This window comes from Bradyrhizobium vignae (assembly GCF_004114425.1).
GTDB lineage: Bacteria > Pseudomonadota > Alphaproteobacteria > Rhizobiales > Xanthobacteraceae > Bradyrhizobium > Bradyrhizobium vignae.
On sequence record NZ_RDQF01000080.1, the window covers coordinates 1 to 23876 of the forward strand.

The 23876-nt window shown below is 64.4% G+C and carries 20 protein-coding genes; 5 read left to right on the top strand and 15 right to left on the bottom strand.

Annotation, left to right across the window (positions count from 1 at the left end):
* Nucleotides 1–221 precede the first annotated feature (221 nt).
* On the bottom strand, nucleotides 222–581 hold the full coding sequence (locus tag EAV90_RS36035) for a hypothetical protein (RefSeq protein WP_122402378.1): 360 nt from the start codon (nucleotides 579–581) through the stop codon (nucleotides 222–224).
* Between the two features lie 293 nt (nucleotides 582–874).
* On the opposite strand from EAV90_RS36035, the gene EAV90_RS36040 reads away from it, so the two are divergent.
* The gene (locus EAV90_RS36040; RefSeq protein ID WP_129146158.1) at nucleotides 875–2563 is read left to right on the top strand and encodes a Na/Pi cotransporter family protein; all 1689 of its coding nucleotides are present in this window, start codon (nucleotides 875–877) and stop codon (nucleotides 2561–2563) included.
* 59 nt (nucleotides 2564–2622) lie between these two features.
* Here EAV90_RS36040 and EAV90_RS36045 read toward each other — a convergent pair whose 3' ends face one another.
* Nucleotides 2623–3063: an RbsD/FucU family protein gene (locus EAV90_RS36045; RefSeq protein WP_129146159.1), complete on the bottom strand. Its 441-nt coding sequence runs from the start codon at nucleotides 3061–3063 to the stop codon at nucleotides 2623–2625.
* A gap of 167 nt (nucleotides 3064–3230) precedes the next feature.
* Between EAV90_RS36045 and EAV90_RS36050 the strand changes: the two genes are divergently transcribed.
* Nucleotides 3231–4949, top strand: coding sequence for a caspase family protein (locus EAV90_RS36050; RefSeq protein ID WP_164937253.1), 1719 nt, complete (start codon nucleotides 3231–3233; stop codon nucleotides 4947–4949).
* A 388-nt stretch (nucleotides 4950–5337) separates the two neighbouring features.
* Here EAV90_RS36050 and EAV90_RS36055 read toward each other — a convergent pair whose 3' ends face one another.
* From EAV90_RS36055 to thiD, 4 genes are all read right to left on the bottom strand, one after another.
* Nucleotides 5338–6321: a threonine/serine dehydratase family protein gene (locus EAV90_RS36055; protein WP_129146161.1), complete on the bottom strand. Its 984-nt coding sequence runs from the start codon at nucleotides 6319–6321 to the stop codon at nucleotides 5338–5340.
* A gap of 158 nt (nucleotides 6322–6479) precedes the next feature.
* Nucleotides 6480–7538, bottom strand: coding sequence for a glycosyltransferase family 4 protein (locus EAV90_RS36060; protein ID WP_129146162.1), 1059 nt, complete (start codon nucleotides 7536–7538; stop codon nucleotides 6480–6482).
* The gene (locus EAV90_RS36065; RefSeq protein ID WP_122402372.1) at nucleotides 7538–8350 is read right to left on the bottom strand and encodes a UDP-2,3-diacylglucosamine diphosphatase; all 813 of its coding nucleotides are present in this window, start codon (nucleotides 8348–8350) and stop codon (nucleotides 7538–7540) included. Before EAV90_RS36065 ends, EAV90_RS36060 begins: the two co-directional genes overlap by 1 nt.
* Before the next feature lie 252 nt (nucleotides 8351–8602).
* On the bottom strand, nucleotides 8603–9403 hold the full coding sequence (thiD, locus tag EAV90_RS36070; protein ID WP_122406559.1) for a bifunctional hydroxymethylpyrimidine kinase/phosphomethylpyrimidine kinase: 801 nt from the start codon (nucleotides 9401–9403) through the stop codon (nucleotides 8603–8605).
* 341 nt (nucleotides 9404–9744) lie between these two features.
* Here thiD and EAV90_RS36075 point away from each other — a divergent pair, with 341 nt between their 5' ends.
* Both EAV90_RS36075 and EAV90_RS36080 read left to right on the top strand, forming a co-directional pair.
* Nucleotides 9745–11688, top strand: coding sequence for a hybrid sensor histidine kinase/response regulator (locus EAV90_RS36075; RefSeq protein WP_245509704.1), 1944 nt, complete (start codon nucleotides 9745–9747; stop codon nucleotides 11686–11688).
* 220 nt (nucleotides 11689–11908) lie between these two features.
* Entirely contained in the window at nucleotides 11909–12154 is a 246-nt protein-coding gene (locus EAV90_RS36080; protein ID WP_018642903.1) for an Lrp/AsnC ligand binding domain-containing protein, read from the top strand.
* A gap of 320 nt (nucleotides 12155–12474) precedes the next feature.
* On the opposite strand, the gene EAV90_RS36085 is transcribed toward EAV90_RS36080, so the two are convergent.
* Nucleotides 12475–13401 (bottom strand): c-type cytochrome, encoded by a 927-nt coding sequence (locus EAV90_RS36085; RefSeq protein ID WP_122406558.1) that lies wholly within the window; start codon nucleotides 13399–13401, stop codon nucleotides 12475–12477.
* Between the two features lie 154 nt (nucleotides 13402–13555).
* Between EAV90_RS36085 and EAV90_RS36090 the strand changes: the two genes are divergently transcribed.
* Nucleotides 13556–13972, top strand: a complete 417-nt coding sequence (locus tag EAV90_RS36090) for a CHRD domain-containing protein (RefSeq protein ID WP_122402371.1) — start codon at nucleotides 13556–13558, stop codon at nucleotides 13970–13972.
* Nucleotides 13973–14047: 75 nt separating this feature from the next.
* On the opposite strand, the gene EAV90_RS36095 is transcribed toward EAV90_RS36090, so the two are convergent.
* The 8 genes from EAV90_RS36095 to EAV90_RS36130 form a co-directional block, all read right to left on the bottom strand.
* On the bottom strand, nucleotides 14048–15331 hold the full coding sequence (locus EAV90_RS36095; RefSeq protein WP_129146164.1) for a cystathionine gamma-synthase family protein: 1284 nt from the start codon (nucleotides 15329–15331) through the stop codon (nucleotides 14048–14050).
* A 222-nt stretch (nucleotides 15332–15553) separates the two neighbouring features.
* Nucleotides 15554–16000 carry a c-type cytochrome gene (locus tag EAV90_RS36100; protein ID WP_129146165.1) on the bottom strand — a complete coding sequence of 149 codons (447 nt, stop codon included), beginning with the start codon at nucleotides 15998–16000 and terminating at the stop codon, nucleotides 15554–15556.
* 189 nt (nucleotides 16001–16189) lie between these two features.
* Nucleotides 16190–18499 carry a xanthine dehydrogenase family protein molybdopterin-binding subunit gene (locus tag EAV90_RS36105; protein ID WP_122402368.1) on the bottom strand — a complete coding sequence of 770 codons (2310 nt, stop codon included), beginning with the start codon at nucleotides 18497–18499 and terminating at the stop codon, nucleotides 16190–16192.
* Nucleotides 18500–18733: 234 nt separating this feature from the next.
* Nucleotides 18734–19009 (bottom strand): hypothetical protein, encoded by a 276-nt coding sequence (locus EAV90_RS36110; protein WP_122402367.1) that lies wholly within the window; start codon nucleotides 19007–19009, stop codon nucleotides 18734–18736.
* Nucleotides 19010–19370: 361 nt separating this feature from the next.
* Nucleotides 19371–20897, bottom strand: coding sequence for a murein biosynthesis integral membrane protein MurJ (murJ, locus tag EAV90_RS36115; protein ID WP_122402366.1), 1527 nt, complete (start codon nucleotides 20895–20897; stop codon nucleotides 19371–19373).
* Nucleotides 20898–21009: 112 nt separating this feature from the next.
* Nucleotides 21010–22161, bottom strand: a complete 1152-nt coding sequence (locus EAV90_RS36120; RefSeq protein WP_164937254.1) for a DegT/DnrJ/EryC1/StrS family aminotransferase — start codon at nucleotides 22159–22161, stop codon at nucleotides 21010–21012.
* Nucleotides 22162–22197: 36 nt separating this feature from the next.
* Nucleotides 22198–23202: a Gfo/Idh/MocA family protein gene (locus tag EAV90_RS36125; protein ID WP_122402364.1), complete on the bottom strand. Its 1005-nt coding sequence runs from the start codon at nucleotides 23200–23202 to the stop codon at nucleotides 22198–22200.
* Nucleotides 23203–23385: 183 nt separating this feature from the next.
* On the bottom strand, nucleotides 23386–23876 hold a 491-nt coding region (locus tag EAV90_RS36130), incomplete at its 5' end, for a cupin domain-containing protein (RefSeq protein WP_129146167.1).

The window sequence follows — 23876 nt, forward strand, 5'->3', positions numbered from 1 at the left end:
GTCCGTCGGAAGGATGATCGAGCAACATCGTCGTCTCCAGGTTGAATGGATTCAGCAACCCTCAGTCTGGCCTCAGACCTGGTCGCTATCCACTCCCCATGGAATCTTCGCTACGCTCGCAATGACGAGCGTGTCAATTCCGTCATCCCCGCGAGAACGGCTTCGCCGTTGCGCGGGGTAACGGTGGTGGATGAGTACTCACGATGACGGCGATCAGCCACTCACCCGCAATTCCACACCGCACCGATCGGCGTGCGCGTCCAGCACGGGCCAAAGCTGCCGCCATTGTAGCGGCCGCCGCCGAAGCCAGGGCGGCCGAAATAGTGCCACTCGCCATCCCAGCGGTAATACTGGGGAACCGGGTCGATGTACCAATGGCGGCGGTCGCTGCGCGCGAGACGCCGCATCGCGTCCTTCTGCTTGTAGAGCGGAATGCTGTTGCTCAGCGGCTGGCGATAGCCCGGCAGGAAGCCGTAGCCCTTCCAGACCGGCTTGGGACGCTTTTGCACGGGCTCAGCGGGCGCGACGGCGGGCAGCAGCGACAGGATGACAGCAACGAAGAGACACACAAGGCGAGACATGGATCGACCATAGACAGGCGGATGCGAGAAGGCCACTCAAATTCGAGTGCGAGGCTTTTCGCCGCCTCGATCAATATCCCGCACACGCAGCCATGCCGGCTTTCGCGGAATCGTTATGCGTTGGCTCGCGGCGATCGGGCGGCTGGACCGATCTGATGACGTCCCCCGGCTGATCGCGCCCATCCGAAACGCGGGAAGCCCGACCATCGTGCTAGAATTGATCCGACCTGTCAGCACTGCGTTGCTGTACTGTCTGCTTCGCTATTCGTGGTGCCCTGTCGGAAGGAGCACACATGTCCACGGCGATCTCGACGCTCGGCGGGGTAGGTCTCTTCCTGCTCGGCATGACCGTGATGACGGAGGGCCTGAAGACACTGGCCGGCTCTGCGCTACGCACGGTGCTCGGCAAGGCTGCATCGACGCCGCTGGTTGGCTCGTTCTGGGGGGCCTTGGTCACACTGCTGGTGCAGTCCTCAAGCGCAACGACCATGACGACGATCGGGCTCGTCAGCGCCGGCCTCTTGACCTTCCAGCAAGGGTTGAGCCTCGTCTTCGGCGCGAATATCGGCACCACCGGGACCGGCTGGCTGGTCGCGCTGATCGGCGTCCGCGTCTCGCTCACGGCCGCGGCGCTGCCGATGATCTTCGTCGGCGCGCTGACCAAGCTTCTCGGCAGCGGACGAATCTCCGGGGTCGGCGCCGCGCTCGCCGGCTTCGGACTTGTGCTGTTCGGCTTGACGACCCTGCAGCAGGGCATGGGCGGGCTGGCTGAACGATTGCACCCGGCGGATCTGCCCGCAGTCCTCGGCAGTCCCGGGGTGTCATGGTGGTCGGGCCTCTTCGGCGTGCTGGCACTGGTCGTGATCGGATTGGTCATGACCGCGCTGATGCAATCGTCGACGGCCGCGATCGCGGTGACCCTGTCCGCCTATTTCGCGGGCGCGATCGGGTTGGACCAGGCCTGCGCCCTGATCATCGGCCAGAACATCGGAACAGCGACGAGTTCCGCCCTGGCCGCAATCGGCGCGAGCCCGACCGCGAAGCGGCTGGCCATCGCCTACGTTCTTTTCAAGCTGATTGCCGCACTCATCGCTTTGGTTGCTTTTCCCATAGTAACGCCCATGCTGCTGCGCGCCTCTGACACGATCGACGGCGTCACCCTGCTGGCCGGCTACCACACGGCCTTCAACGTCGTCGGCGTCGCGGTCCTGCTGCCCCTGATCAACCCGTTCACGCGACTGGCCGAACGAATTCTGCCCGAGCGCGGCTCGCCGCTGACGCGATGTCTCGATCCTTCGGCGCTTGGGACCCCGATCGTGGCGGTGGAAGCGGTACGGCGCACGATCGCGCGCGTGCTCTTGACGGTGTGCAGTTCGGTCGAGGCGAAACTTGCCCGCCGCGCTGGATCGATACGCCTGGGGAAGGACGCTGTATCCGTAGAGGAGGCGGCCGATGCCGTGCGCCAGGCACAAATATTCCTGTCGGATGTAGCTGGACCGCCTGAGACCGACGACGAGCAACAGCGTCTGACGAGCACGCTGCTCGCCCTCGACCACGCGTCCCGGCTGACGGACCTCGCAAGTGAAGGAAACAATTTCGCTTCGGTGGCAGGCGGACCGGAGGACATCCGCGCCGGAGAGCTATGTGCCGAAATCATGCGAAGCGCGGCTGCGATTGCGCGCGGCGTGGCGGCGCCGCCCCGCGCCGACGGATCGCCGCACTCCGTACCCGCCTCGCGTGCCGGCGACGCCATGGCCGGTCCGCGCGCCGCCCCGCCCGACGAGGCGATCGCCGAGCTCGAGCGTTGTACGACACAGCTCGCCGAAATGCTGCGCGCCCATCGCAGTGCGACGCTCGGTGCGGTGGCCAATGGGACCCTGACCGCCGACGCCGCCCTGCTTCGTGTCGAGGCGGTGCGAAACCTCGAAGCCCTATCGCAGCACGCCTGGCGCTCGGCGGTTCATCTGGTGGGACAGGGCTAGCGCGGAGATATGTTCAAACAGCCTGAAGCGCGATGACCGTTCGCACCACTCATCGCGATTCAGATCACGCCCTTCCTGATCAGGAAGCAGCCATAGCCCCTGCTGTCGCCGACCTGCACCACGCCAAACTCGGCCGCTGCCGCGCGATAGAAATCCGGACGCGAGAGCTTGCCGGGCGTGACCGCGCGCCCGGCGGCGCGCGCGATCTCCGCCAGCACCGCGCGCTGCACCTCGGGCACGCGATCGGGATCGTCCACCGGCATCATCACGCGCACCGGATCCGGATCGAAGTCGTCGAGCGGATAGACCGACATGATGGCGCGGATGGCGGTCTCCATGTTCATGCCCGGCAGCTGGATCAGGCGCTGCGACGTCGTGCCCTGCGCGATGCGGGTCGCGGGGTGATTGGCGTCGACGAAAACGAGGTCGTCGCCGTGGCCCATGGAGGCGAGCAGCCAGAGCAAGTCGGGCGTCAGGAGCGGATCGATCGATTTCAGCATGTGACGGACTATCCTCCCCAATCAGTCGATAACCATAGCAGGTTCCGAGCGTGATTCAGATCACTTAAGGCCACCATGGTGACAGGGATCACGGACCGCAAGCTCGAACGCGGCCAAGCTTCCTCGCGACCAATCTCGCATCGAGATGAGTGCCAGAGGAGCACGCCATGTTCCGCCTAAAGCCTTTCCTGATGACTGCGGGTCTCCTGGGAAGCCTGTTCGGTTTCGCCTGCGGGCCCGTGTCCGCGCAAGTCGCACCGGCCCAGCCGGCTCCCACCGCCCTGCAAGGCCCGGAGCAGCGGGTGGCGCTGGTGATCGGCAATGCGCGTTACCAGAACGCGACGCAACTTGCGAACCCCGACGATGATGCGCAATCGATGGCGCAGTTCCTGAACTCCGCCGGCTTCGAAGTGGTCGCCGCGACCGATCTGACCCAGAACGACATGATCCGCGTGGTCCAGGACTTTTCCGCGAAGGTCGCCTCACGCGGTCCGAACACGGTGGCGATGATCTATTACGCCGGCCACGGCGTGCAGCTCGCCGGAGAGAACTATCTCGTTCCGGTCGATGCGAAGGTCTCCAGCCCGACCGAGCTCGTCAACAATTCGGTGCGCCTCGTCGACGTGATGTCGACGCTGGAGACGATCCCGAGCCGCATGCGCATCGTCATCCTCGATGCCTGCCGCAACAACCCCTTCCCTCAAGTCAACGACGCCGGCCGCGGCCTTGCCATCGTCGATGCGCCGAACGGCTCGATCGTCGGCTACTCGACCGCGCCGGGCGCCGAAGCGCTCGACGGCACCAATGGTCACAGCCCTTATACGCAGGCGTTCCTGAACATCGCTCGCGAACCCAACGTGCCGATCGAGCAGCTGTTCAAGCGCGTGCGCCTGCAGGTCAATCAGGCCACCAGCGGCGCGCAGATCCCGTGGGAGAGCTCGTCGCTGACGAGCGACTTCACCTTCTTCGGTGACACCGCGGTTGCGGCCAACCGTGCGCCGGTGAATGCACCCGTGGTGCAGATGGCCTCCAACCTGCCGAGCCGCTCGACCCGCCAGGCCTATGACTACGTCGTGTCCGAGGGCCGGCCGGAGTACTATCAGGAGTTCATCCGGATGTATCCGCACGACCCGCTGTGCGACCACATCCGCTGGCTGCTCAATAACCTCCTGATCTCGCAGGCCTGGCACATGGCAGTGCTCGCCAACTCGCCGCTCGGCTATAAGAACTTCTATGACAGCTACGGCAACAGCCCCTACGCGCAGGTCGCGCTGAAGCTCGAGGCCCAGCCGAAGCAGATCCCCCTGATGCAGCCGACCAAGTTCCTGGCGCCGCAGAACATTGCCCCGGTCTTCAAGATGGGCAATCTCGGCCAGCCCAAATACATGCCGCTGATGCAGGGCAATGGTGGCGCGCAGATCAGTGGAAATCTGCCGGTCGTGCAGAAGCCGGTCGACGGCAACGTCATCGGCAAGCTCGGCAATGGCGGCCAGATCGTCAATCTGCCGGCGCCGACCAACACGACCAACGGCAAGGTCGGCATCGGCAAGATCGTGACCCTGCCCGCGACCAACGACAAGCCGGGCGCCGGCAACGGCACCCCGGGCAAGATCGTGAGCATGCCCGTGAATGTCGGCAAAGGCGGCACGAAGGTCGACGTGAAGCCAGTCAATGTTCAGACGCAGAACCAGCCGATCCGCGTCAACACCGGCATCGTGAAGCCGGTGAACAAGGTGCAGGTGCAGAACAACGTGCAGACCAATCGTCCGCAGCTCAACACGATGCCGAACCGCATGGCCAACAGCAGCAACAACTTCCGGCAGTCGATGAACCAGGCGCCGAGCATGAATGACGGCGGCAACCGTCGCGGCGGATTCATGCACTGATTGCGCAAGGCGCGCATGAGAAAGGGGGCAGAGCGGCGACGCTCTGCCCCTTCTTAACGTGGGGAGTAGACATCAGGTCTGGTCGCCAAGGGCTAAAGCGCGATGAGATTTGGATGAATCGTCATCGCGCTTTAGCTTGTTGTTTACGCATGATCTTTCCGGAAAACCGCTTCGCACTTTTCCGGATCATGCTTTAGCTGCCCACCTCTCCCGTACGGAGAGGTCGGATCGCATCGACAGATGCGATCCGGATGAGGGGATCTGGTCTCACTGGATGCCGCGGCCCCTCACCCGGATTGCTCAGGCGCGCAATTGCGCGCCATAGCAATCCGACTTCTCCCCGTCGGGGAGAGGTGGACCGAGCTCCCTCGCTCCGTTCAGTCAGAAATCAGGCCACCAGCTCGGCGAACAGATCCGCATCGACATTGCCGCCGGAGAGCACGATGACGACGTTCTTCCCAGAGACATCGAGCCGGCCCGCGAGTAGCGCGGCGAGGCCGACGGCGCCGCCGGGCTCCACCACCAGCTTCAGCTCGCGATAGGCGAACGCCACGGCCGCGCCGACTTCCTTGTCCGAAGCCGTGACGCCGCGCGCCAGGAGCTTGCTGTTGATCGCAAAGGTCATCTCGCCCGGCATCAGGGCCATCAGCGCATCGCAGATTGTGCGCCCCGCCGGCGGGTGCGGCTCGCGATGGCCGGCGGTCAGCGAAATGCCGTGATCGTCGAATGCCTCGGGCTCGGCCACCACGATCTCGGCTGACGGATAGCGCGCCTTCACCGCCGTGGCGACGCCCGCGATCAGGCCGCCGCCGGAGGCCGGCGCCACCACGACGTCGGGGCTGAGGCCGAGCGTTGCCATGTCTTCCGCAATCTCGCGGCCGGCGGTGCCCTGCCCTGCGATCACGAAGGGATCGTCATAGGGTTTAACAAGTGTTGCGCCGCGTTTCTCGGCGATGCCGCGCGAGATCGCCTCGCGGTCGTCCTTGTCGCGATCGTAAAGCACGACCTCGGCGCCGTAGGATTTGGTGCGCTCGCGCTTTGACAACGGCGCATCCGCGGGCATCACGATGGTCGCCTGCATATCGAGAATTTTTGCCGCGGCCGCCACGCCCTGGGCGTGGTTGCCGGAGGAGAACGCGACGACGCCGCCGGCACGCTTGTCCTGCGGAATCGAGAACACCTTGTTGAACGCGCCACGGAACTTGAAGGAGCCGGTCCGCTGGAGCATCTCCGGCTTCAGGAACACCTTTGCGCCAACGCGCTCGTTGAGCACGGGGAAGGACAACAGCGGGGTGCGGATGGCGTAAGGCGCGATCACGCGCGCCGCGGCATCGATGTCGGCAGGGCCGACCGGAAGGGCCTGTTCGGTCATGGCGGAATGTTATCGCGGCCGGTCAGGCCCGGGCAAGACACCTCCGCGAGAGGATTTTCTCCGCAGCGTTTTCGAGCGAAGTGGCTACCGGTTCGCGTGAAGAAAACGCGTCAAAACAAGAATCTAGAGCCAATTCGATCCATCGGATCGAAATAGCTCTAGGCGACCTGGCGCGGCTGTTCCGCGCCGGTCCGGCCGGGCAGCACCGCGCCGACCGCCAGGATGCTGTCGATGAAGACCCGCGCCGAGGCTTCCCAGGTGTAATTGGCGGCAAACGCGACGCAGTCCTGCCGGGAGATGTCGAGTGCGGCGAAGCAGGCATTGCGCAGATCATGATCGAGCGCGCCGACCGGCGCGTCGCCGATCACGTCGCGCGGCCCCTTCACGGGGAAGGCCGCAACCGGCAGGCCGCTCGCCAGCGCTTCCAGCAGGACCAGGCCGAAAGTGTCGGTCTTGCTGGGGAACACGAACACGTCGGCGGCCGCATAGATATCCGCCAGTTCCTCGCCATGCTTCTCGCCGAGGAAGATCGCATCGGGATAGGCCTCTTCCAGCGAGGCGCGCGCCGGGCCGTCGCCGACGACCACCTTGGTGCCGGGCAGGTCGAGGTCCAGGAACGCCTCGAGATTCTTCTCCACCGCGACCCGCCCCACCGACAGGAATACGGGCGCCGGCAGGCAGAGATCAATGACGCGGGGATGGAACAGCCTTGTGTCCACGCCGCGCGGCCACAGCACGACGTTGTCGAAACCGCGCCCGGTCAATTCGCGCGCGAGCGCAGGGGTCGCCGCCATCACGGCGCGGCTGGGGCTGTGGAAACGGCGCAGCGCCCGCCAGATCAGCGAACCCGGCACCGGCACGCGGGCGCGGACATATTCGGGAAAGCGGGTGTGGAAACTGGTGGTGAACGGCAGCCTGCGCTGGCGGCAATAGCGGCGGACCATCAGACCGATCGGCCCCTCGGTCGCAATATGGATGCTGTCGGGCCGCGCCTCTTCGATCAGCCGCGCGATCCGCGCCGGACGCGGCATGGCGAGGCGCAAATCGCGATAGCTCGGCATCGCGAAGGTGCGGAATGATTGCGGCGTCAGGAACGAGAATTCGACGCCAACACCTTCAACGCGAAGCGCCTTGGCGGCGTCAGCAAGCTTGGTCAGCGTCCGAACCACACCGTTGACTTGCGGGTGCCAGGCGTCGGTCGCGACCAGGATGCGCATCAGGCCGCCCTTGCCGCGACCTGTGGCACCGGCACCGGCTTCCGCAACTGATCCGCCCAGGTGATGATCTCGAAATGGCCATCATCATGTTCGACGAGGGCCGTGCAGCTCTCGACCCAGTCGCCGCAATTCATGTAGCGGATGCCGGCCTCGTCGCGGATGACGGCGTAGTGGATGTGGCCGCAGATCACGCCATCGGCCTCATGGCGCCGTGCCTCGGCGGCGAGTGCCTGCTCGAACGCGCCGATATAATTGACGGCGTTCTTGACCTTCTGCTTGGCCCATTGCGACAGCGACCAATAGGGCACGCCGAACATGCGCCGGAAGAAGTTGACGAAGCGATTCATCTGGATCGCGAAGTCGTAGGCCTTGTCGCCGAGATGGGCGAGCCAGCGCGCGTTCTGCACCACGAGATCGAAGATGTCGCCGTGGATGACGAGATAACGCTTGCCGTCCACGCCGGTGTGGACGGTGTTCTCGACCACGTCGATGCCGCCGAAATGCGTGCCGTAATAATTGCGCAGGAACTCGTCGTGATTGCCGGGAATGTAGATGATCTTGGCACCCTTGCGCGCCTTGCGCAGAAGCTTCTGGACGAGGTCGTTGTGCGATTGCGGCCAGTGCCAGCTCGATTTCAGCGCCCAGCCGTCGACGATGTCGCCGACGAGATAGATGGTGTCGGCATCATGATAGCGCAGGAAGTCGAGCAGAAGATCGGCTTGAGAACCGCGGGCTCCGAGATGGACATCGGAGATGAACAGCGTGCGAAAGCGCCGCTCGGGGCTCTCGTCACTCACATCGTAACTTCCCATGCGCCAGCCTGTAACAATGTCCCGTGACAGGGGGATGACCGATTGAACCTTGAGGCACCTCAGATACGAATCAAACTTCGCCTCGCCCTGCCCCGCGAATATCAGTCGCATGCGACAATCAGGCGACATGGCGCCGCAGGCGGTGCCGGCAGCAATCCTGTCCTCCCCTGGAGCCCCGGAGTGGGAGGGTGAACTAGCCCCACGCGAGCCGCGCTAAACCGATGAACGGGCGCGCTTCCGCGGGCCCCAGCGTCAGTAGAACTTGTGGAAATGATGGATCGGCGCGTGGCCGTGCCCGACGCTGAAGCGGTCGGCGGCGCCGATCGCGGCGCTGATCCAGGCCTTGGCGTTGCGCACGGCGTTTTCCAGGCCCTCGCCCTTGGCCAGCCCCGCGGCGATGGCTGAGGACAACGAACAGCCCGTCCCATGGGTGTTCTTGGTGGGGAGGCGCGGCGCGGCGAGCGCGATCGTGGTGTCGGCACCGACCAGATAATCGATGCTCTCCGCGCCCTCCCCATGGCCGCCCTTGACCAGGACGGCGCGGCAGCCGAGCGACAGCAGGCGGCGGCCCTGGCTTTCGATCTCGGCCTCGCTTGCGGCCATCGGCTCGTCGAGCAGGGCCGCGGCTTCCGGCAGGTTCGGCGTGATCACGGTGGCCAGCGGTATCAGCTTGGTGCGCAGGGCGTCGACGGCCTCGGAGGCCAGCAGGCGGTCGCCGGACGTTGCCACCATCACGGGATCGAGCACGACGTGCCGGAACGCCCAGCGCGACAGCGCGGCCGCGATCGCATCTATGCTGGCGGCCTGGGCCACCATGCCGATCTTCACCGCGCCGACTTCGAGATCGGAGAACACCGCGTCCATCTGTGCGGTGACGAACTCGGCCGGCACCGCGTGAATGCCGGTGACGCCGCGCGTGTTCTGCGCCGTCAGCGCCGTGATCACGGAGGCGCCGTAGACGCCGAGCGCGGCGAAGGTCTTCAGGTCCGCCTGGATGCCGGCGCCGCCGCTCGAATCGGAGCCGGCGATGGTGAGTGCGACCGGGGTCGTCATCGCCGGATACATTTGCTTGAGGACGCCGCCATGGCCTCTCCTAGCGCGCCCATGGAACAGCAGCAAGCGTTGCCGATTCGCAAACCCGTCGCGCAGCGCGCGAATCAGTCGGGCAAGGCGCGGCCAGGAGCCCGCAATCATGCGGGCTTGAAAAATGCAACCTTGCCGCTCCCTTGGTATAGTCTCTAACCTTAGCGTGCTTCGCCGGTTGCGTGAGACACAGGTGGTGGAACTGTCCAGCGACACCGACGTTGCAGGCCGCCGCGGCCCGCAAACCACCTGGAACAGAACCTTGGGGTGGAACGATGTGGGCCTTCTTCGAACGTCTCCTCGACTCGTCCATGCTTTCGCCGCACGGCATCTGCCTGTTATGGGAGCCGGAGCTGATCGGGCTTCACGTCGTTTCCGACGCCTGCATCGCCGCCGCTTATTTCTCGATCCCCTTTGCCCTTGCCATCCTCGTCACCAAGCGGCGCGACCTCAAGTTCGGCTGGGTCTATTGGGCGTTTGCGATCTTCATCATGGCCTGCGGCCTGACCCATGTGCTGTCGATCTATACGCTCTGGGTTCCGGTCTACGTCATCGAGGGCCTCGTCAAGGCAGCCACGGCGGTCGCGTCGGTCCTCACCGCCGCTGCGCTCTGGCCGCTATTGCCGAAGATCCTGACGATCCCCTCGCCATTCGAGCTGCGGCAGGTCCAGGCCGCGCTCGAGGAGGAGGAAATCAAGAGCCGGGACGCCACGCTGCTGCTGCAACAGGTCCGGGACGCCCAGCGCGCGATGCGCGAGAGCGTTGCGCGCCTGACCGCGATCGTCGAGACCGCGGTCGACGGCGTCTTCCTGTTCGATGCGCAGGACCGCATCCTGCTGTTCAATCCGGCCTGCGAGCGCATGTTCGGCTACCGTGCCGACGAGGTGATGAACCGCAACGTCGGCATGCTGATGCCCGACGCTGATGCGGCACCCGCCGGCCAGGCGAGGCATTTCGCGACCGGCGGCGAGGCCATCGGCCTGCGCAAGGACGGCTCGACCTTTCCGGTGGACCTGTCGGTGGGCCAGGCGCGACAGGACGGCGAGTTGATCTTCGTCGGCATCGTCCACGACCTGACCGCGCGCAAGCTGACCGAGCAGCAGCTTCAGCAGGCGCAGAAGATGGAGACGGTCGGCCAGCTCTCCGGCGGCATCGCGCACGACTTCAACAACCTCCTGACCGTCATCATCGGCAATGCCGAGCACCTGAGCGAGCAGCTCAAGGAGAGGCCCGATCTCAGGCGCTTTGCCGACGACATCTGCCAGTCGGGCGAACGGGGAGCCGAGCTGACGCAGCGACTGCTCGCCTTCAGCCGCCGCCAGCTGCTCCAACCTCAGACGATCGATTGCCGGAGCCTGCTCGACTCCATGTTCAAGCTGCTCAAGCGCACCTTGCGCGAGGACATCGAGATCAGGACGACCTCCGGGCCCGGCACGATCCTGGCCTTTGCCGACCGCGCCCAGCTCGAATCCGCCGTGCTGAACCTCGCGCTCAACGCGCAGGATGCCATGCCATCGGGAGGACATCTGACGCTGAGCACGGAGTTGGCTGCGATCGACGACGACTATCGAGCCCTTCACCCTGAAGTCGCACCCGGTGCCTACGCGTTGATCTCGGTCACCGACGACGGCGAAGGCATGACGGCTGATGTCACCGCACGCGTCTTCGAGCCGTTCTTCACCACCAAAGAGGTCGGCAAGGGCTCCGGTCTCGGCCTCAGCATGGTCTATGGCTTTGCAAAGCAATCGGGCGGCCACGTCGCGATCTACAGCGAGGCGGGCCTTGGCACCACGGTCAGGATCTACCTGCCGCGCGCCAACGCCGGACAATCACAGCCCGATCTTCCCGACAGCGAGGCCGCGGCGCCGCGAGGCTACGAGACGATCCTGATCGTCGAGGACGATCCGTTCGTCCGCTCCTCCGTCATTCGCAGGGTGGAGGCGCTCGGATATCGCGTCATTGCCGCGGTCAAGGGCAAGGATGCCTTGCAGCAGCTGCGGAGCGATCCCAGCATCGACTTGCTGTTCACCGATGTCGTGATGCCCGGCGGCATGAGCGGCTGGGAGCTCGCCGATCAGGCGAGGCGCGTTCGTCCCGGTCTGCCGGTCCTGTTCACCTCGGGCTACGCGCTGGAGACCCTGGTCGAGCAGGGCCGCGCGCAGGCGCAAGCAATCGTGCTGACCAAGCCCTATCGCAAGGCCGAGCTCGCCGAGCGGCTCAGGGATGCGTTGGCAGCAGCAGTGGTCACGTCCTAAAGCCTGATCTGGACCCGGAGGGCCGCGTTAGCGCAAAGTTCGCAGCGGTTCTCCGAAAAGATCATGCTCAAACAACACCGGAAGCGCGATGACGAGCTGGCTCGGTCGCTTCGCGCTTCAGCGCCGCAGCCGAATGCACCCCGGACGCCCGCAAGTTTGCTTGCTAAATCCGGCTGGTTTTGGCCTATTAGCCGCCAGATACGCTTTCGGAGTGCCCGCGATGGTTCCTTTCTTCGTTCAGATCAAATGCAAGCTCGGCCAGTCCTATACGGTGGCCAATGCGCTTGCCGAAGCCGAGATCGCCTCCGAGATCTACTCCACGGCCGGCCAATACGACCTCCTGGTGAAGTTCTACGTCGACAAGGACACCGATATCGGCCATTTCGTGAATGAGAAGGTGCAGGTGCTGCCGGGCATCCAGGACACCCTCACCATCATCACCTTCAAGGCGTTCGGCACGGGCTAAAGCATGATCCGGAAAAGTGCGAAGCGGTTTTCCGGAAAGATCATGCGTAAACAACAAGCTAAAGCGCGATGACGATTCATCCAAATCTCATCGCGCTTTAGTCTTCTGCAGCGCTTGCTTGTCGGCCACGCCGCTCCGCAGCAAAGCGGCGCGTGGTTCATTTCGCCCGACGGGAGAGGTCGGAGCGCATCGAAGATGCGATCCGGGTGAGGGCTCCAGGTCTCAGTGGGCGCTACAGCCGCTCACCCGGATTGCTGCGCAATCCGACCTCTCCCCGTCGGGGAGAGGTGAACACGGACCGCCGCGACGACGTTCGTACCTTAGCTGCCCTGCTTGCGTTTCGGTGGCGTCGGCCCATCCACCGGCGGCAGCGATTTGAGGTACTCCGCCATCGCCGCGAGATCTCCGTCAGATAATTGCGAGGTGTTCTTGATCACGCGCGTCATCGCGCCGCCGACACTGTCGCCATCGGGCAATTCACCCGTCTTGAGGAAATAGGCGAGATCCTTCGCACTCCACTCGCCAAGGTGCTTCTGGGTGATGTTCGGGACCCAGCCCTCGCCTTCCGGATTGGGACCGCCGGCAAATTGTTGGCCGGCGATGATGCCGCCCAGCACATTGCGCGGGCTGTGGCATTCGGCACAATGGCCAAAGCTGTTGACGAGATAGGCGCCGCGCTTCCATTCCCGCGACTTGCTGCCATCGGCAATGAAAGGCTTTTCGTCCAGAAACAGGAATTTCCAGATCCCGATATTGCGCCGGATGTTGAAGGGAAGACCGACGTCGTGGTCACGCACCTTGCCCGCAACAGCCGGCAGCGTTTTCAGATAAGCAAAGAGATCGAGCACGTCCTCGCGCCTGGCGTGCTGATAGGAGGTATAGGGAAACGCCGGAAAGTAATGCTGTCCGGCCGGCGAGACCCCGTGCATCACCGCATTGACGAAATCGGCGTCGGTCCATTTGCCGATACCATCGTTCGGATCAGGCGAGATGTTCGGCGCGTAGAACGTTCCGAACGGCGATTTGATCGCGACGCCACCTCCGAGCCTGAGACGATCGGGCTGGTTGGGAACGGCATGGCAGGACGCGCAACCGCCGGCGTTGAACATCACCTCCCCGTTGGCGAGATCGGGCACATGGGCCGGTGAATTGCCCACCGCCGCCACCCCCGGCGCGCTGAGCCACCAATAGATGCCGGAAGCAGCCATCGTGGCGAGCAGCGCCAGCAGAATTGTTCGTTGCAACATGCGCACCATTCACTCGTTGCGGCGAACTTATGACCGATCTCGTCACGGCTCCAGCCACGAAGAATTTAGCCCGCCTTGGCCGGAGACGGGAATAAACTGAAATGCCGGCTGTTGGAAGTTTGCCAGCCCGAACGGGTTCAACAGGGAGAATGCCATGAACAAGACCGTCATCGCCGTGTTCGCGCTCGGTGCCGTCGCTTTTGCCGGGCCGGCCTATGCCGAAAAGCTGAAAGCAACGCTCGACGGCAAGTCCGAGGTGCCCGCAACGACCACCAGCGGCACCGGAACGGCCGATCTGAACTATGATGCCGCCAGCAAGAAGCTGTCTTGGACCGTCACCTATTCCGGCCTCTCCGGCCCCGCCACCGCGGCGCACTTCCATGGGCCTGCCGAAGCCGGCAAGAACGCCGGCGTGGCGGTTGCCATCCCGAATGCCGCCTCGAGCCCGGTCAAGGGCGAAGCGACGCTCACGGACGCGCAGGCCGCCGATCTGCTCGGCGGCAAGTACTACATCAACATCCACACCGCGGCGAACCCGGGCGGCGAGATCCGCGGTCAGGTGACGAAGTAAGCGTCAAGGCTGCTTCGTCATGGAAAGGCCGGGTGCGACGGAGGGCGCGCCCGGCCTTTTCGATTCCGGAGGCGCTCAAGCCGCGTTCAGCGCCTGCATGAGATCGGCGATCAGGTCCGACGGGTTCTCGATGCCGATCGACAGCCGGATCGTGGAATCGAGGACGCCGATTTTGCGGCGGATGTCGGCTGGAACGCCGGAATGGGTCATTGTTGCGGGCAGGCTCGCGAGCGATTCCGTTCCGCCGAGGCTCACTGCAAGCTTGAGGATCTGCAGCGCGTTGAGGAATCTGACCGCCGCCTCCTTGCCGCCGGCGATGTCGAACGAGAACGTGGATCCGGCACCGAAACACTGCCTCGCAAACGCGCGCCCGGCCGGTGACGCTTCCTCGAGATGACCGAGATAGTGGACCTTGGCGACCTTGGGATGACCGCGCAAGAAGTCCGCCACGAGGCGCGCATTATCGTTGGCCTTCTCCATGCGCAGGCTCAGCGTCTCGAGCGAACGGTTGATCATCCAGCAGGAATGCGGATCGAGCTGAGTGCCGATCGCGCCCCGCAGCGCCTTGATGCCCTTCATGACAGCCTTCGAGCCGAGCGCGGCCCCCGCGATCAGATCGGAATGACCGCCGACATATTTGGTCAGCGAATACAGCGAGAGGTCCGCACCGTGCTCGATCGGCCGCTGAAACACCGGTCCGAGCAGCGTGTTGTCGCAGGCGATGATCGGTGTGTGTCCCTGCGCCTTTCCGATCGCGTCGGCAACACGGCGGATCATCGCGATGTCGACCAGGCCGTTGGTCGGATTGGCGGGCGTCTCGATCAGGATCATCGAAACCCGTCCCTTGCCCATGGCCTGCTCCGACGCCTGCTTGACTGCCGTCTCGTCGATACCGTCGGCAAAGCCGACAGCGCCGATCGACAGACGCGCAAGCGTGTTCGTCAGCAGGGTTTCCGTCCCGCCATAGAGCGGCTGGGAATGCAGAATGACGTCGCCGGGGCGAACAAAGGCCAGGATCGTGGTTGCGATGGCCGCCATGCCGGATGAGAACAGCGCACAACTTTCGGTGCGCTCGTAGATCGCCAGCCTGTCCTCGACGATTTCACTGTTGGGATGATTGAAGCGCGAATAGACGAGGCCTGCGCCCATGCCTTCCGGCGGCTCGCGCCGGCCGGCGACGTAATCGAAGAAGTCCTGCCCGTCCTCGGCCGTCCTGAACACGAAGGTGGAGGTCAGGAACACCGGCGGCTTGATGGCGCCTTCCGACAATTGTGGATCATAGCCATAGGTCAGCATCAGCGTTTCCGGATGCAGCATATGGTTGCCGATATGGGTCTTGGACGGGAAGGGTTTTGCCATGGCCTGTCTCGCTGTCTTGATGCAGGTGCTCGCCGCGGTTGGAACCTCCTGATCTCATGAGGCAGTCGGGAAGAGATGCGCCGACTCGCACCAACGCCGCGGCCATTGACTCAAAGATAGCTGTTCGGACCGCGATCCGTCAGACCTTGCGAACGGAAAAAGGCGGTTGCTTGCGCAACCGCCCTTCGATTCCGGTAGTTCGGATGACGACGAGTCTCGCCGTCAGCCGTTCTTCACGCGATAGGTTTCGTGGCAGCCGCCGCATTCCTTGCCGATCGCGGGCAGATTCGCTTTGAGCGAGTCGAGATCCTTGATCTTGCTCTTGGCTTCGCCGACGATCTTGCCGAAGCTCGCGATCTTCGCATCGAAGCCGGCCTTGTCCTCCCAGATCTTCGGCGAGGTCGAGTAGTCACCGTCGAGCTTCACGCCCTTGGCGCTGGTCGGAAACAGGTTCGGCAGCTTCCTGGCGGTATCCTCGAACTGCGCCAGCGCGCTGTTCACCGTCGCCTGGTCGTAGGGCTTCTCGCCCTTGACCATCGCCGACATCGCGCCGGCGTTCTTGCCATTGCCCTTCATCAGGGTCTGGACCTCCTTGATGGAATCCGGGTCCGCCCAAACCGCCCCCATACCGAGCAGCAGCGCGCCCCCGACAACCAACACTCGCTTCATTCGCAAAACCCCTTTTCATGATGAAGGATCGTGCCGACCCTTCGATGGGCCAACACCGCTTGGCAGATTTCATTCCATCCAGGACGCGACGACAGATCGTCGCGCTCTGCATGATTGTTGAGGATGATGTCCCCGCAAACGCGTTCTGCGTCTGCCCCGCAAAACGCGTTCCGCGTTTGCTTGGGGGAATCACAGGCTATGGCGGCGGTGATGCTCGTTGATCGCGATCCACACCCGCTCCGGCGTTGCCGGCATGTCGATATGGTCGATCTTGTATTCGCGCCAGAGCGCGTCGACGATGGCGTTGACGACGGCTGGACAGGAGCCGATCGCGCCGGCCTCGCCGGCCCCCTTCACGCCCATCGGATTGGTCTTGCAGGGGACGTTGTGGGTCTCGAACACGAAGGCCGGCCCGTCCGCCGCGCGCGGCAGCGCGTAGTCCATGTAGGTGGCGGTGATGAGCTGGCCGTCGGCGGCGCCATACACCACCTGCTCCATCAGCGCCTGGCCGATGCCCTGCATGGCGCCGCCATGCACCTGCCCCGCCAGCAGCAGCGGATTGAGCGTCTTGCCGAAATCGTCGACGATCACGTAGTTGACGATTCTGATGATGCCGGTGGCCGGATCGATCTCGACCTCCGCCAGATGTGTGCCGTTGGGATAGGTGCCGTCGGCGCTGGCGAAGGTCGCGCTGCCGTTCAGCTTCGCCGGATCGGCGCCGGGCCGCTTGGCGAGATCGGCGAAGGAGATCGAGCGGTCGGTGCCGGCGATCCGGATCACGCCGTCGGTGATCTCGAGGTCGCCGGCGCTCGCTTCCAGCGCCTGCGCTGCAAGCTCCTTCAGCTTCTTGCCGAGATCGCCCGCAGCGCGCTCCACGCAGACGCCACCGGTGGGAATCGAGGCCGAGCCACCGGTGCCGAGGCCCGTCGCGATCTCATTGGTGTCACCCTGGTGGATATGCACGCGCTCCGGCGGCAGACCGAACTGCTCCGCGACGATCTGCGCATAGGCGGTCTGATGGCCCTGACCGCTCGATTGCGTGCCGATCAGGACGGTGACATCGCCATTGGGATCGAGGCGGACATTGGCCGTCTCCTCACCCATCACGCCGCAGATCTCGACATAGCTTGCGAGCCCAATGCCGCGGATCAGCCCCTGCTTCTTGGCCGCCTTGGCACGCTTGGGAAACTCCTTCCACTCGGCGATCTCCATCGCGCGCTTCAGATGCGCGGCGAAGTCGCCGGAATCATAGACCTTGCCCGTGGCCGTTTTGTACGGCAGCGCCTTGGGCGGGATGAAATTCTTGCGACGGATGGCGTCCGGCGTCATATCGAGTTTTCGCGCGCAGGCATCGACGAGACGCTCGATCACATAGGCCGCCTCGGGCCGCCCGGCGCCACGATAGGCGTCCACCGGAACGCTGTGGGTGAAGATGGTGCGCACTCGGCAATGGAAGGCCTGGATGTCGTAGAGGCCCGGCAGCATGCCGGCGCCGCCATGCGGGATGTAAGGCCCGAAGGTCGAGAGATACGCGCCCATGTCGCCCATCAGGTCGCAATCCATCGCGAGGAATTTACCGTCCTCGGCCAGCGCCATCTTTGCGGTGGTGACGTTGTCGCGGCCCTGCGCATCGCCCATGAAATGCTCGGAGCGATCGGCCGCCCATTTCACCGCCTTCTTCAGTTTTCGCGCGGCCACCGCCATCAAAGCGTATTCCCGGTAGGGAAACAGCTTCGTGCCGAAGCCGCCGCCGACGTCGGGGCAGATCACCCGCATCTTGTCGGTGGGGATGTTGAGCACGTTCTGGCACAGGATGTCGCGCAGGCGATGGCTGCCCTGGCTGCCGACCGTCAGCGTCAGATGGTCGCGCTTGGCGTCGTATTCGCACACCGCCGCGCGCGTCTCCATGAAGCTCGCGACCACGCGCGGATTGACGATCGAGATTTCGGCGACCGCATGTGCCTTGGCAAAGGCAGCTTCCGTCGCCGCCTTATCACCGATCGAGACGTCGAACAGCACGTTGCCTGGCTTGTCCGGCCAGACCTGCGGCGCGCCCTTCTTCACGGCGTTGACGACGCCGGTCACCGCCGGCAGCGGGCTCCATTTGACCTCGATCGCCTCGATCGCATCCCGGGCCTGGTCGATGGTCTCGGCGACCACGAAGGCGATGGCATCGCCGACGTGGCGCACCTCGTCCTTGGCGAGGATCGGGTAAGGCGGGCCGGTGAACGGATCGGTCTCGAGATTGAACAGGCAGGGCAGATTGCCGAGGTCCTTGACGTCGTCGGCAGTCAGGATCAGCGCGACGCCGGGCAGGCCGCGGGCGCGGCTCACGTCGATCGTGTATTTGGCATGCGCATGCGGCGAGCGCAGCACCAGGCAGCGCAGCGCGGCCTGCGGCGCGTAATCGTCGGTATAGCGGCCCTTGCCGCGGATGAGCGCGTCATCCTCCTTGCGCAGCACGCTTTGGCCAACGCCGAACTTGATGGGAGCCGCCATTGTCTTTTCCCGTTCTCATGGTTGTTTTGCGAGCCATATTGCCGTGGAAAAAGTGGCAAGGCAAACGGGTTTAGGCGGGCACACTGGTGGCAGGCCGGGAAAGCACCGCGCGCCAGTCACCATGGCGTCTAGATTGCACCGCGAAGCAGGACCCCCATACTTGAGGAGCCCGCCAAAAGCGGGCCTCTCGAAGGATCAGCAACGAAGACGCAGCCCACCGCGCCTCTTGACAAGTTACATGCCACCGCGTCCCCACGGATCCATCGCGCGATCTCTCAGCCTGTCGAGAGCCCTTGCAGACGTGAAGTAGTCGATCTCGGCTCGCGTCAAGCCGAGATCCATCAGCGCCCTGTCACTCAGATCGTGCAAGTTGACTCGTGGGCTCTGGCGCCGCTCCTGAAAGGCGCGCCAGTATCGATCGAGCAGGCTCAAGACGATGGAGAAGTCGAGGCGAAGCCGCGCGGCATCGACCTCCGGCTCGCTTGCGCTGTTCGTCAATTGTGGTGGCATCGGATGCTCCTGCTGTTGAGCCGGCAAGGAGCGTGGCCACGAAAAAGGCCCCGTCCGATGCCGGCGGGGCCTGGTGGAAAAGATGTCGTCGTCGAATTCCTAGCGCACGACTCCTTCCACGGCCCAGCCGAAGCGGGTCATGTGGTTGAAGTTGATTTTGCGCGAGCATTTAGTCATGGGGCGCTGTTAGCACGACAATCGCACAAAATCAAGAGATGTGCGGAGGTCGACTGCATCCTGGAGGCGAGCACCCTGCTCGCCTAAAGCGCGATGAGATTTGGATGAATCGTCATCGCGCTTTAGCTTGTTGTTTACGCAAGATCTTTCCGGAAAACCGCTTCGCACTTTTGCGGATCATGCTTTAGCCGCGCACCAGCGAGACCAGCCAGCTGCGGCCGAACAGAGCGAGCATCGCGAGCGCATAGACGATCGTGCCGCCGACGGCGAGCAGGAGCAGCGTCACTTCGTCCCGGAAGGGCATCGTGCCCAGCCAAGAACCGCTGAAGCGTGCGATCAGCCAGAACGCGGCGGCGAGAATGATTCCGGTCAGCAGGAATTTGCCGAGCGACATCAGACAGGCGCGGTCCAGAACGAGAAAGCCGCGCCGCACGGCGAAGAACAGCACCAGCAAGAGATTGGTCCAGACGCCGACGGCGGTTGCCAGCGCGAGGCCGATCTGGGCCAGCGATCCCATCAAGGCGACCTTCAGCGCGACGTTGACGGCAATGCCCGTAAGCGAGGCGCGGACCGGCGTTGCGGTGTCCTTGCGGGCATAGAAGGTCGCGACCGCACTGCGGATCAGCACGAAGGGGATCAGGCCGATGGCATAGGCCGCGAGCGTGGCGCCGGCGGCCGCGGCATCGGCCTTGGAGAACGCGCCGCGGGCGAACAGCGCGCGCATGATCGCGTCGGGCACGGTGATGAAGGCCGCGACGAACGGCACCGAGAACAGCAACGTGAAATCGAAAGCGCGGCGCTGCGCCTTCATCGCGCCATCATGGTCGTTGGCCGTGATGCGCCGCGACATTTCCGGCAGCAGCACCGTACCGATGGCGATGCCGATGACACCGATCGGCAGCTGATTGAGTCGGTCGGCATAATAGAGCGCCGACAGCGCGCCGGCGGGCAGGAAGGTCGCGATGATGGTGTCGGCGAACAGCGCGACCTGCGTGCCCATCGAGCCCAGCGTCGCAGGTCCCAGCGCTTTGAAAAAGCCGCGCACGTCTTCGTCGAGTTTCAAGGGCGCAAAGCGCGGCAGGCCGCCATGCCGCGCGAGATCGCCGGCGAGCAGGAAATATTGCAGGAAGCCGGAGATCAGGACTCCCCATGCGGCGGCATGGCCCGCGGTTGGAAACCAGACGGCAACCGCCAGCGTCATCATCATCGCGACATTGAGGAAGATCGAGGCCGCCGCGGCGCTGGCAAAGCGCTGCATCACGTTGAGCATGCCGCCATAGAGCGTGACCAACGTGATCAACAGGAGATAGGGAAAGGTGATCCGGGTCAGCTCGATCGCGAGCTTACGCTGCTCGGCATCCTCACTGAAGCCGGGCGCCAAAATGCTCATGGCCTGCGGCATGAACAGCCAGGCGAGAATCAGCAGCACCACCTGCGAGGCCAAGAGCAGCGTGAAGATGCGGTCGGCGAACAAGTGTGCCGCCGCCTCGCCCCTCTCGCCATGGACATGGGCATAGGCCGGCACCCAGGCGGCGTTGAAGGCGCCCTCGGCGAAGATCGCGCGGAAATGATTGGGCAGCCGCATCGCCACGAAGAAGGCGTCGGCCACCGGACCGGCGCCGAGGATCGCCGCGAGCATGATGTCGCGGGCAAATCCCGTCAGCCGCGAGAGCAACGTGTAACCACCGACCGTGAAGATGCGTCCGAGCATGCGGACTCTTCTAGAGGCTTATCGGGCAGCCGATAAGGCTTTGAAGTCCGATGTGATCAAAAAAGACGGCTGTTGAGGCTGATCACCTCTCCCGTAGGGAGAGGTGAAGAAATCAGCCCGCGAGCGCGCCGCCGACGGCGGCGATGATTCGCTCCTGGTCGGCTTCGGTCAAATAGGCGTGCATCGGCAGGCTGATGACGTCCTGCGACAGGCTCTCACAAGCAGGCAGGCCCCCCTCGGCGACCGGGTAGTGCTTGTAGGCGGTCTGCTGATGCATCGACTTGCCGTAGTAGATCGCGGTCGGCACGCCCTGGGTCTTCAGCGCGGCGGCAAAGCCGTCGCGGTCGGTGCCTTTGGGCAGGCGGATCGTGTACTGCGCCCAGACCGAGGTGTTGCCGGGCGCAAGGCGCGGCACGGTGACAACGTTGGACAGGCCGCGCGCATAGCGTTCCGCAACCCGGTTTCGGGCGGCGATCTCGTCGTCGAAGATCTTCAGCTTCTCGATCAGGACAGCGGCCTGCATGGTGTCGAGCCGGCCGGTCAGGCCAAGGCGGACGTTGTCGTATTTGTCGACGCCCTGCCCGTGCACGCGGATGCTGCGCAGCGTGGCCGCGAGCTCGTCGTCATCGGTGAAGATCGCGCCGCCGTCGCCGAAGCAGCCGAGCGGCTTGGCCGGGAAGAAGCTGGTCGCCGTGGCGTGTCCGAGCTTGCCGAGCTTGCGGCCCTTGTAGCTCGCGCCAAAGCCTTGCGCGGCGTCGTCGAGCACGAACAGGCCTTCGGCGCTGGCGATCTCGGCAATGGCGTCGTGATCGGCGGGCTGGCCGAACAGGTCGACCGGAATCACCGCAACCGGCTTGAGGCCGGCTTTCCGGGCGGTCGCGATGCCGCGCTTGAGCGACTCCGGGCTCATGTTGAATGTGGCTTCGTCGACATCGACATAGACAGGTGTCGCGCCGGTCCGCGCCACCGGCGAGGCGGTCGCGATGAAGGTGAAGGACGGACACAGCACGGCATCGCCGGGTCCGACATTCTTGGCCATCATCACCATCAGGATCGCGTCGGTACCGCTGGCGCAGCCGATGACATGCTTGGCGCCTGAGTAGGCCGCGAGCTGCTTCTCGAGCTCGAAAACCTCGGGACCATTGACGAACTGGCAGTGGTCCATCACCCGCTTGACGGCGGCATCGAGCGAGGCGCCGAGCCGGCGACGCTGCGAGGCGACGTCGATGAAGGGAATGGGTTCGGAACGCAGATGCTGGTTCATGACGCCTTCTTGAGTGGTCGACATGGAGAAGAGAGATCAGCCGGCAACGCGGCGCGGAGCCTTGCGGGCGGGCGCCGCGGCGGCGGGGCGCGACGGTGTTTCCAGGCACTGCGTCGCGATCTCGAGGCTGGCGACGCCTTCGTCGCCGGTCACTGCCGGCGTCTCGCCGTTACGCACCGCCTTCAAGAACGCGAGCAGCTCGGCGCGGAGCGGCTCATCATGGCCGACCGGCAGGTGCCGCATCGAGTAGCTGCCATCCGGCTTGAAGCCGAAGCACTCGGTGACCTGGCGCGTGAGCAGATCGCCCATCACGTATTTGTCGCGCGTGGCGACCGTGACGCTGCGCGCCTTGAACGGTGTCAGCCAGTTGGTGTTGATGTGGGCAAGCACGCCGCTCTCGGTGCGGAACTGCAACAGCGCGATGTCCTCGCGCTCGGCGACCGCGCTCGACAATTGCGGCTGCACCTCGACGATGTCGGATTCGGTGAACCAGCGGATCAGGTCGATGTCGTGCACGGCAAGGTCGATGACGACGCCGACATTGGACATCCGCGGCGGGAACGGGCCGACGCGGGTGATCGCGATGGAGAGAATGTCCTCGCCTGCGATCGCCTGCTTGACGGCGGCGACCGCCGGGTTGAAACGCTCGACATGGCCGATCATCAGCGTCACGCCGGCTTTTTGCGCGGCGGCGACGATCTCGCGCCCCTCCTCCACCGTCGACGCGATCGGCTTCTCGACCAGCACGTGGATGTTCTTGGCGATGCAGGCGAGCGCGACCTCGTGATGTAAATGGGTCGGCGCCGCGACGGTGACGGCATCGACGCCCTCGGCGAAGAGCTGGTCGAGCGTCTCGAAGCTTGCGCAATTGGCAAGTTCCGTGGCCCGCGCGCGATGCGCCGGCGAGGGATCGACGACGCCGACGAGGCTGACGCCGGGAAGACCGCTGAGCACGCGCGCATGGTTGCTGCCCATCACACCGGCACCAATGACGCCGACGCGCAAGCCGGCCTTTACCGGTGCAGACCCTTTGGAACTCATCTGAGCAAACCCCGATTCAACCCAAATCCCCGGGCCGCTTCTAGCACGGACGCCACATTTGTGGCGAATGCCGCCCCCGCGGGCCGGGACACGATTTGATTCAAAAAGTTACACGTTCCCCGGGCCTTAAGCCGAAAAAGATACCGCTTCTCGGCCCGGGTCGCGTGATTCGGAGTTTGCTGGTTACGACCTTTGATAGTCGTCTTCAATCCGGATGATGTCGTCTTCCCCGAGATAAGAGCCGGTCTGGACCTCGATCAGTTCCAGCTGGATCTTGCCGGGATTCTCCATCCGGTGGACCGCGCCCATCGGGATGTAGATCGACTCGTTCTCATGCACCGTCTTGACGGTTTCGTCGACGGTGACCTGGGCCGTGCCGCGCACCACGATCCAATGCTCGGCGCGATGGTGATGCTTCTGCAGCGACAGCCGTCCGCCCGGCTTCACCACGATGCGCTTGACCTGGTGGCGCTCGCCATTGTCGACGGACTGATAGCTGCCCCAGGGCCGGTGCACCTTCAGATGCTCCTCGGTCACCTTCGGCGCAACCGCCTTCAGCTTCGTCACCAGACGCTTCAGTCCGTTGGCATCCTTCTGGCGCGAGACCAGAACCGCGTCCGCGGTCGCGACCACGACGAGATCGTCGACGCCTTCGAGCGCGACCAGCGCGGAAT